At 52.8% G+C, this 7,921-nt stretch carries 7 protein-coding genes; 4 read left to right on the forward strand and 3 right to left on the reverse strand.

The genetic code is table 11. The features are described from left to right. Positions 1-114: 114 nt before the first annotated feature. Positions 115-771 (reverse strand): VOC family protein, encoded by a 657-nt coding sequence (locus AC1DLB_RS19020; RefSeq protein WP_086946034.1) that lies wholly within the window; start codon positions 769-771, stop codon positions 115-117. Between the two features lie 827 nt (positions 772-1,598). Between AC1DLB_RS19020 and AC1DLB_RS19025 the strand changes: the two genes are divergently transcribed. Next, positions 1,599-2,285, forward strand: a complete 687-nt coding sequence (locus AC1DLB_RS19025; protein ID WP_086946032.1) for a hypothetical protein — start codon at positions 1,599-1,601, stop codon at positions 2,283-2,285. 48 nt (positions 2,286-2,333) lie between these two features. On the opposite strand, the gene AC1DLB_RS19030 is transcribed toward AC1DLB_RS19025, so the two are convergent. Beyond that, entirely contained in the window at positions 2,334-3,077 is a 744-nt protein-coding gene (locus tag AC1DLB_RS19030) for a LysR family transcriptional regulator (RefSeq protein ID WP_477785440.1), read from the reverse strand. Positions 3,078-3,255: 178 nt separating this feature from the next. Here AC1DLB_RS19030 and choX point away from each other — a divergent pair, with 178 nt between their 5' ends. The 3 genes from choX to AC1DLB_RS19045 all read left to right on the forward strand — a co-directional run bounded on the left by choX (position 3,256) and on the right by AC1DLB_RS19045 (position 6,021). Beyond that, entirely contained in the window at positions 3,256-4,200 is a 945-nt protein-coding gene (choX, locus tag AC1DLB_RS19035; RefSeq protein WP_086946432.1) for a choline ABC transporter substrate-binding protein, read from the forward strand. 107 nt (positions 4,201-4,307) lie between these two features. Then, positions 4,308-5,435, forward strand: a complete 1,128-nt coding sequence (locus tag AC1DLB_RS19040; protein WP_245846328.1) for a TauD/TfdA family dioxygenase — start codon at positions 4,308-4,310, stop codon at positions 5,433-5,435. 1 nt (position 5,436) lies between these two features. Then, complete coding sequence (locus AC1DLB_RS19045; RefSeq protein WP_086946248.1) at positions 5,437-6,021, forward strand: HD domain-containing protein; 585 nt, start codon at positions 5,437-5,439, stop codon at positions 6,019-6,021. 195 nt (positions 6,022-6,216) lie between these two features. Here the strand turns inward: AC1DLB_RS19045 and tnpC are convergent, their stop codons facing one another. After that, complete coding sequence (gene tnpC, locus AC1DLB_RS19050) at positions 6,217-7,752, reverse strand: IS66 family transposase (protein ID WP_477785441.1); 1,536 nt, start codon at positions 7,750-7,752, stop codon at positions 6,217-6,219. Positions 7,753-7,921 lie beyond the last annotated feature (169 nt).

Here is a 7,921-nt window from a genome sequence, read left to right on the forward strand (position 1 = left end):
CGCATAAGCTCCCGGCCAACCGCGCTGCTGAATCTAAACTTCAATGACGTACACACCAGCGCCCCCAGCGTTGGGATCAGAACGAGATGTCGGCTGAATAGTTAGGCCAATCCATCACCAGTTCATAATCATCGGCAACCCAGGACGGAAATCGTGTGTCTGGCCACTTGCGCCATGATCGATTTCCAATACGACCAGATGCTCATCACCATGAACAATTTCAAATCCTTTCAGCTGATTTGCGCAGTTCGCAGGGGTAGAAAAAGCTTGGCTGTTGGGGGTGCTAACTCGCACAGATGTAATGTCGCGAAAGCCGTTGGGATGTTCAAACGGCTGCGCTCGCTCAATCGGAGCCTCATCTGGTCTCTTGGCAAACGAAAGAAAAAACCACATCGGTTCGGATACAGGCGCACGCCCCACGTCGACTTTCAGGGCAGCTGGTAAGTAAACAGGTCGATATTCCCAGACCGGAAATATTGGCTTCTCGCCTACGGTGGATGGTCTGAAGCAAATTCCAAAGGGCGCGGCGACTCCATCTGCGCACTTGAGTCGGTCAAAGAGTTGGGTTGGCGCCGTTAACTGACTTTGAGCTTCTGATTCATCGGTGAGATGTAAAAGCTCAATGAAAGAATTTCGGAAGAAGAACCTTCTATTGGCAGTGCCTTGGCCTGGGTGTACGTTTGGCGTCCCTTCAGCGAGCCCGAGGGCTTTCAGAGCGTCAGCGCCTCGCCCGTCATCACTCACACAAATAAAAATGTGATCTATTTCCATCGTTAATTCCCTTTAATCCTGTGATTTGATTGCCCAATTATTTGGCGGAAGGTCAGCAACTTCACTCGCCCGATGCGTAGGCAGCCGCGTGAGATCGAAGAGTTCCTACTTCATAAATGGAGCGAATCACATTCGGACTGGATTGGTGAGCGCTACGCCTCGAATAGGGCGATTCCAAGCGATGGGTGAGAGTAGGAATACTGTGGCAAGGAAAGCTACCTGGGACAGGTAAAACGGCTCCAGCCATTGTTGATTCAACGCGACGTATAAAGTGTTATGGGTCACGTCGACCAAAATAATCGCTAACGTAAGCACGATTCCGGCTCTTGGCTTGATGAACAGTAGCAATGCTGCGAGCGGGTCAAAAAACGTAAGCGCCCCCCAGAAAATACGGCTAGCCAAGTAAGCGCTAGGCCCGTATCCGTAGTCCCAGAGCAACCCATGCGAAACGTCTGCACGAATGTGATTAGCGGTTGCGATGAAAAGGCAGCATGCGAACAAAATTCTGACGGCGAATGACAATTTTGGCATAGCGTTATCTACATTCGTGATCTACGCCATGCATGATAGCGGGATCGACCAACGACGCTAGCCGTTGCAAGCCGAATAGGTGTGATCGCTGAATAACTTCGTGTCGGGATGGGCGGCTCTCGGCCAGCCAGTTACGCTCGCGCCCACTACAAAATCAGATATGGAAAGTCTACTCAGCAGCTGATTTGATGGCCGGTCATAGCGTCTGAGAAATGGCTTCAACTCGACCATCAGGAAGTCCCCCATGATACTCGTGGGGCAACGCTCAGCCTGACTACTTTAAGGAGATCAACATTTTGACGGACCGCATCGCAAGAGAGGAAAGCCTCCGCAGCTTCAGAAAGTATCTGCGTATCGACGCTGCCCTGTTTATAGCGAGCATGGTGGGAGCTTTTACCCTTAGCGGTTTTGCGCACCTGGAGAAATTTTATCTAACACTGGATGTGCCGATTGATCGGGTGAGCATCAGCGCGCAGCAGTTCGTGGCCTACGGAGCCGCCGGGTTTGGGTCCTTCCTTGCAGCTCTGGTGTTCGCAATGGCTCTGGTCGGAACAGTAACCCTTCTTTTGGTACTTTTTGAGAAACCAGGAAACGACACGGGCAAGCCCGTCATAGTGCCGAAATGGATGGCCAACATGCGCGACCGGGCTGTTGAAAATCGAGGCGCGTTTGTGGTTGTCGGCTCCATTTGCATACTCGCGTTTCTGCTGATGTCTGCTTGGTATCTCTTGGTGCGGGTGCCATCGAACGCAGGACGGGCGGCGGCGCTGGAACTCGCTTCAGAATGTATTGTTCGCCAAGTGGTTTACGCAAATCTCGACCAGTACGAGGGATGCCAGGTAGCAGAGTCTGGCGACATGCTCTACTTGCTTAAGCGACACCACGCTGACTCAATGGGCGTTGAGTTCCATACGCTTGAATTACCGAAATCAGGCCTGAAAAGTGTTACAGGGCAAGTGCAGAAACTCACGTATAAGCAATGACCTCTACATGCCTAGGTGGGTGGATTACGAAGAGTGGAATTGCATTCGCTAGAGGCCTTTTCCCTGAATTGCAGCGYTCAAAAGCAATGGATAATTGTTAAAAGTGAAACTGGTTTTTTCATCAATTGAACCAAACCCAGCAAGGGCAGACCATCTCGCCCAATCCAACCACCTTGGATTGCGTTCATCCATATGAAGCAACGCCAGCGACTTCAAGTCGCTCTGTGTTACGTCAGTCCATAAACCGTGCTGCTGCGCAAAAGCCGGGCTGCATACTGGAAAGACCTTCTCCGGCGCGAGCATGATTTCGCTTTCCATTTTTGGATCACGTTGATCGAAGCTGATGGCCAAATCTACGTCATGCAAATTGGATGTGTCGTGCGAGTCCATAGGAAGAATTTGAAATCGTAAGCCAGGAAATTCGAGCTGGAGAAGATGCAGCCTAGGTAATAACCAAAGATGGGAAAAACCAAAATTCGCAGAAATGGTAATCAATGGTAGATGATTAGAAAGGCTTGCTTGGACTCTTTCCAACGCAGAGTCTAAGTTGGAAAGCAGGGGCGATAGGTCTTCGTAGAAGCGCTTTCCACTGGCCGTTGGCCGCAAGTGATTGCCCGAGCGATAGAGCAAGGCCCCTCCTACCGTCTCCTCAAGGCTTCTGATTTGCTGCGAGATAGCAGGCTGAGTGGTGCCTATTTCCCTGGCTGCTGCGGTCATAGACCCGAGTCTGACTGCGGCCTCAAAAGCCACCAGCGCCTTCATAGCAGGGAAAGTTTTTCTCTGGCCTTCCATAAGATTTATGCATGCCCCGTATAAGGTTTAAACGTGTATCTCATCCGCAGGGGACTGAGTAGTCTTGGCCTTGAACCGAAATCTAAAACAAAAAAGCTCGGTCATCCTCACACACAAATTTGTTCTCTGCCAAGACCTACTGACCCTAGTTGACCTAACTGGTACGCGGAGACAGCTCATGCGCAAGGCCTTGTTTTACTTAGCTTTTTCTGGATTGGCATTCACCTCTTTAAGCACCTTCGCAGCAGGTGATTCCGAACAGTGCAAGTCTATTCGATTGGCCGATCTCGGCTGGGCGGACAATGCTGCCAACAATGGAGTGACGATGGCCCTGGCTGAGTCCTTAGGCTACGCCCCAAGCAAAACGCTGGTCGCAGTGCCTATTGCTCTCGGGTCGATCCAAGCGGACAAACTGGACGCGTTTCTCGATTATTGGTCGCCTTCTCTCGATCCCACCGTCATGCCATTGGTCAAAGAAGGCAAGCTGCTCAAGCAACAGCCCCCGAACATGACTGGCGCCAAGTACACATTGGCGGTGCCCACTTATCTAGCGGATCAGGGCCTGCATTCTTTCCAAGATCTTGCAAAATTTAAAGATCAGTTGGGTGGGAAAATCTATGGCATTGAGCCTGGAAGCGGTGGTAATTCATCCCTGAAGAAGATGATCGAAAAGAATCTTTATGGTTTGGGTAACTTCACCTTGGTCGAGTCCAGCGAAGCCGCAATGCGGTTGGAGGTCTCGCGCGCCATAGCACGCAAAAGGCCAATCGTGTTCTTGGGCTGGGCGCCTCATCCGATGAACCTAGAATTCAAAATGACCTACCTTTCAGGTGGAGACGAGGTATTTGGCCCCGATTATGGTGCAGCCACTGTGTACACCGTTACGGCGCCCGATTACGCCGCGCGTTGCCCCAATGCTGCGAAACTGATCAGCAATATGCGCTTCGACACCGATATGGAAAGCGAAATCATGGTAGGTGTCCTAGACAAAAAAGACCCCGTCATGCTCGCGAAAGAATGGATCAAGAGGAATCCCGCATGGCTGGAAAAATGGCTCGGCGGCGTTACGACGTTTGATGGGAAAGATGCCATGAGCGCTTCCCGCGCCTACTTTGGCATCTGACGTTAACCATTAGAAAAATGCATGGCAGAGATGCTGATTTCCCGCGTTTTCATTACGCACACTTCTCTAAAGAATGGGTTCACCTCCACTCTCAGGATCTGCAAAAAATGCAAGTCACCGAATTGAAAATTCAACAGACTCCTCCCGCGCTCAAATTTTCCACCGGCAAGGATGAGTACGAGATTCCTGCGTTATGGCTCCGTGAAAAAACCCAGGATCCAGAGTCGACAGACGCTAATACGCAGCAGCGCCTGTTCGATTCCCACCTCATCGATCCAGACGTTCAATTGACAGAGGTTGAGCCCCTTTCACAAGGGCGGGTTCGAATTGCTTTCAGCGACGGTCATAGTGCCCACTACACAACAGACTATCTGCTGGCTGAAATTGTTGACGCCGATCACAGCCCAGCGCCCATTGCTTGGGATAGCAGTTTAGATCAGCGGTTGATTCGTCATGACTGGCGAGCGCTGGGCGATAGCAAAGCATTCGAAGCAGCGCTTATGGCCTACCTGCAATATGGCTACATCGTCCTTGCGAACGTCCCAAATACTCCTGAGCAGGTACTCGAAGTAGGTCGAAAATTTGGGTACATCAAGGAAACCAATTTTGGCACTTATTTCGAAGTTCGTTCAAAACCGAAGGCGAACGACTTAGCTTATAGCACCGTGGCCTTGGGCCCACATACCGATAATCCCTACCGAGACCCAGTGCCGGGCATTCAGCTCTTGCACTGCTTGGTCAACGAAACCTCCGGTGGGCTCTCGACGATGGTGGATAGCGTTAAGGTGGTGGATGCGCTTATGCAAGAAGACCTTGCAGGCTACATGCTCCTCAAAAACACTCCGGTTCGCTTTCGGTTCGTAGATAAAGGTGTAGAGCTGACCACCCGGCGTCCGATGATCAAGACCGATGAAACTGGGCAGACCCTTGGCGTGCACTACAGTCCACGTCTGGACAGCTTACCGCTGCTGAGGGCCGACGAAGTACGGGCATTCCATAAAGCACGTAAGCGTTTGGCCGAATTGTTCAATCATCCAGACTATGAGGTGAGGTTCCGGTTAGCCGCCGGAGAGCTGATGTTTTTCGACAACAGCCGAGTCCTTCATGGCCGCACAAGCTTCAACCCTTCCGAAGGGGCAAGGCATCTGCAAGGATGCTACATAGACTTAGACGGGCCGCGTGAGCGTTTGAGCGAAATTATCAAAGGATCCAAACAAACCGAAGAGGCCGCGTGATATGGAGCAGGTCGAGTTCATCCGCATGAAAGATGGAACGTCCGAGGAATACCATTTCCTTGAGCATCTGGAGAGTGAGTTCAACAAAGGGTTGGCTGATCGAATTCTGAATGCACTGCAAGGGTTGGCCACTACGCTAAGCGGTTACAAAATCAACCGTCTTGAGCATTCCTTACAAACGGCTGCTCGCGCTGAGGCAGACGGTGCAGATGAGGAGATGATCGTAGGCGCCTTGATCCATGACATCGGTGACGATCTCGCGCCGTATAACCACTCTCAGTACGCGGCATCGATTATACGACCTTATGTACGTGGCGAGGTTGCCTGGGTGCTGCATCATCATGGACTGTTCCAGAACTTCTACTATGCCCATTACTTTGGCGGGGACCGTAACGAGAGAGATCGCTACAGAGACCATCCATGCTTCCAGCTATGCGCAGATTTTTGCGAGCGTTGGGATCAGGCCTCTTTTGACCCAGCGTTCCCTACCCCAGATCTGGAGCACTTCGCACCAATGGTCAGGAAAATATTCTCTCGCAAGCCGTTTGATCCCGAAGTGATAGGTGCTGAGTACCCTCTTGGCTGACCGACTGGATATCGTCTATCCCGAGTCCGAAAGTACCTTAAGCTTTGGGCTCGGGAACTATGCATTTAGTTAATCTTTCGGGATAAGTTTTTTGCCCTTTCCGACAAGAGCGAAAGCGAGCTTGGATGGCTCTGTCGCTTTAACTCCATCCAACGGTCGAGAAAATTCAAGCTACGGCAAGCACGCCTTGCGTAGTTAAACGGACACCCACTTGTGCGGGAGCAACTCAGTAACCCCACTCGCCCGCTGCGTCGGCAGACGAGTTAGCACATCCTTCAAATACATATACGGATCATGCCCGTTCATACGCGCTGACTGARTCAAACTCATGATCGCCGCCGCTCGTTTGCCGCTGCGCAGCGACCCAGCAAACAACCAGTTGGAGCGCCCAAGTGCCCACGGCCTGATCTGGTTTTCGACTTGGTTGTTGTCAATGGGCACAGCCCCGTCGTCTAGGTAGCGCGTGAGCGCCACCCAGCGTTTCAGGCTGTAATCCAGGGCTTTGGCCGTGGCTGATCCGTTGGGCACCAGGTCGCGCTGGGCCAACATCCAGTCATGCAGTGTTTTGATGATCGGTACCGCCTTTTCCTGGCGTATTCGCCAACGATCCTCATCGCACATGTCCCGAGCTTGGCGTTCAACTTCGTACAAGCCGCCAATCGAGTACAGCGCTTGTTCAGCCAGCTGGCTTTTGTTCGCCACGTGCAGATCGAAAAACTTGCGACGGGCGTGGGCCATGCAGCCAATTTCTGTAATGCCTTTCTCGAAACCGGCTTTGTAGCCAGCGAAATCGTCGCATACAAGCTTGCCGTTCCACCGCCCAAGGAAGTTGCGCGCATGCTCGCCTGCGCGACTGGGACTGAAGTCATAAACCACAGCTTTGAGCGCCGAAAACGGCGTGGTGCAGTAGGCCCAGACGTAAGCGCGATGAGTTTTCTTCTCGCTTGGCGCAAGCATCTGAACCGGAGTCTCATCGGCGTGGATCACGCCCTGGGCCAACACTTGTTCACGTAGCGCATCGACCAGAGGCTGAAGTTGCACACCGGTCTGTCCGACCCATTGCGCCAGTGTCGAGCGGGCAATCGCCAGCCCGGCCCGACCAAAAATATTCTCCTGCCGGTACAGCGGCAAATGGTCGGCGAACTTCGCCACCATCACATGGGCCAGCAGGCCTGCGGTCGGGATCCCCTTGTCGATGACTTGGGCCGGTACAGGCGCCTGGATCAGTGTTTCGCACTTGCGGCACGTCCATTTTCCACGCACATGCTGCTCAACGGTGAACACGCCCGGGGTGTAATCGAGCTTCTCGCTGACGTCTTCGCCAATGCGCTGAAGTTGGCAGCCGCAGACGCACTGAGTGTTTTCTGGCTCGTGACGGATCACTGTACGTGGGAACTGCGGCGGCAGCGGCGCACGCTTGGGGGTCTGACGTAGCTCACCCGGTGCAGGTGGCGGATTGACCGCCTTCAGCTCGGCCTCGATGGCCGCGATATCAGTGTCGAGCAGATCGTCGAGCAAGCTACCTTGGTCAGGGCTTAGCTGTTCGCTGCGCTTGGCGAACTTGTGTCGCTTGAGGATGGCGATCTCAAGAGCTAGTTGCTCGTTGACCGTTTCAAGACGGTGGATTTTCTGGCCCATCGAGTCAACCTGAGACAGCAACTGCAAGGCCTGTTCAGCCAAGGCACGTAGCTGTTCCGGTGTCATTTGATCGAGATTGGGCGAGGAAGTCATGCCGCTGATTGTGCCAGAGCCGGAAGTCAGCAGCGATAAACCGATGGGCTAATGGCAGGCGTTATAACACTGTGATCAAGCCGCCAGCACCGACCCGTTGCCATGGCAAGCCCAGTACCAAAGCCTGAAGTTGCTCGTTATCGAGTTCGACCTCCGATCCGTGCCGAAT

The sequence above is a fragment of the Pseudomonas sp. 05N434 genome (assembly GCF_056396965.1).